Consider the following 1,632-nt stretch of genomic DNA (forward strand, 5'->3'; position numbering starts at 1 on the left):
CTGTCAATGCCGTGTGAATCGTCCCCAGAAGTGCCGAAGTAAAATTCCCCACTTCTGCCGCTTACGTCCCCAGGGGCTCGGGACCATTTTTCGGCGGCCGTCCCCGCGGGCGGGAGACGGACACCGGATTGGGTGGCGTGATCAGCGCCTTGGAGCGCACATGCTCGGGCATCAGTTCGGCGTGTTGCCGCAACCGGTAGCTCGAGCCTTCGATCTGCACCACCACAGCATGGTGAAGAAGGCGATCCAAAAGGGCCGTGGCCACAACAGCGTCTCCAAAAACCTCGCCCCATTCCGCAAATCCGCGATTGGAGGTCAGGATCATGGCGCCTTTTTCATAGCGGGCGTTGACCAGCTGGAAGATTAGATTACCCCCGCCCGATACCACGGGCAGGTAGCCGATCTCGTCCACGATCAGCAGCGAAGGCCGGCAGAAGAACCGGATCCGCTCGTGCAGCCGGCCCTCCCGCTCGGCGCGGGCCAGCATGCCGATCAGATCGGCCAGCGTGCAGAAGTACACGCTCTTGCCGGCCTTGACCGCCTCGACTCCCAGGGCGATGGCGAGATGGCTCTTGCCCGTGCCAGGCGGGCCGAGAAAGTGCACCACTTCGCAGCGGGCGATGAAGCCGAGCTGCGCCAGGGTCAGGATCCGGTCCCGGTCGAGCGAGGGTTGGAAGGTGAAGTCAAAGCCCGACAGGGTCTTGATCGTCGACAGCCGCGCCATGCGCAAGCCGGTCTTGATGCGGCTGTTCTCGCGCAGGCTCAATTCCTCGGACAGCAGCGTGTCGATCGCCTCCAGCGCACCGATCTCGCCCTGCTCGAGGCGACGCACGATGGCATCGAGCGCCTCCAGGGCGCGCGGCATCTTCAGGCCAACCAGATCCTGACGGATCCGCTCCAGGGTCGTGGGAATGAGCTCCAGGGGCGCACTCATGCGCGGGTCTCCCGGGCCAGGTGACGGGCGACCGCGTCGTAGAACGCGAGCGAGCGCTGGGCGACCACGTCGCCGGTGCGGCCGACCGGAGCGACCTCGGCTTCACGCCGTTGCGGTGCAGGAAGGCTCTTGCGGTGACCCGGTGCGACCCGGCGCTGGTGGCGACCCTCCAGAACGGGATGGGCGCCAATCAGCGTCCCATCCTCGAAGATGCGGATCTCGTCGGCCAGGGTGTGCACCTCGACCACGCGCCGGCGTGTGGCATCGGGCACGCTGTAGAAGTTGCCGCCGACACTGACCATACCGTCGCGCGAGATCCGCCGCTCCAGCCGTAGCACCGAACGGAACGGGGCCAGCGGCAGAGGCCGCAAGAAGGGATGCTCCTCGGCAAAGGCCTCCATGACGACGCGGCACGTAGTGGCATGAACGCGCGGGTTGGCGACGGTGGAAAGCCAGTGCTGCAGCTGCCGGTTCAGGTCCTCGAGATTGCTGAAGGAGCGCGCCAGGAAGAAGTCCTCGCGGATGTAGCGGAACGGCCGCTCGACCTTGCCTTTGGTCTTGGCCCGATACGGCCGGCAGGCTTTGGGATGGAAGCCGAAGTGGCGGGCCAGATCGATCAGGGCGCGGTTGTAGATAATGCCGCCAGGAGAGGTCTCGCCGGTGACCACGGTCTTCATGCGGTCGTAGAGCACCTCGTG

Annotated in this window: 2 protein-coding genes; both read right to left on the reverse strand. The window is 65.6% G+C overall.

Annotation, left to right across the window (positions count from 1 at the left end; all coding sequences use genetic code 11):
* Nucleotides 1-61: 61 nt before the first annotated feature.
* Nucleotides 62-934, reverse strand: coding sequence for an IS21-like element helper ATPase IstB (istB, locus tag JKL46_RS34685; RefSeq protein ID WP_201842985.1), 873 nt, complete (start codon nt 932-934; stop codon nt 62-64).
* On the reverse strand, nt 931-1,632 hold a 702-nt coding region (locus JKL46_RS34690; protein ID WP_201842986.1), incomplete at its 5' end, for a Mu transposase domain-containing protein. The genes istB and JKL46_RS34690, both read right to left, overlap by 4 nt.

This window comes from Microvirga zambiensis WSM3693 (genome assembly GCF_016735695.1).
GTDB classification, from domain to species: domain Bacteria; phylum Pseudomonadota; class Alphaproteobacteria; order Rhizobiales; family Beijerinckiaceae; genus Microvirga; species Microvirga zambiensis.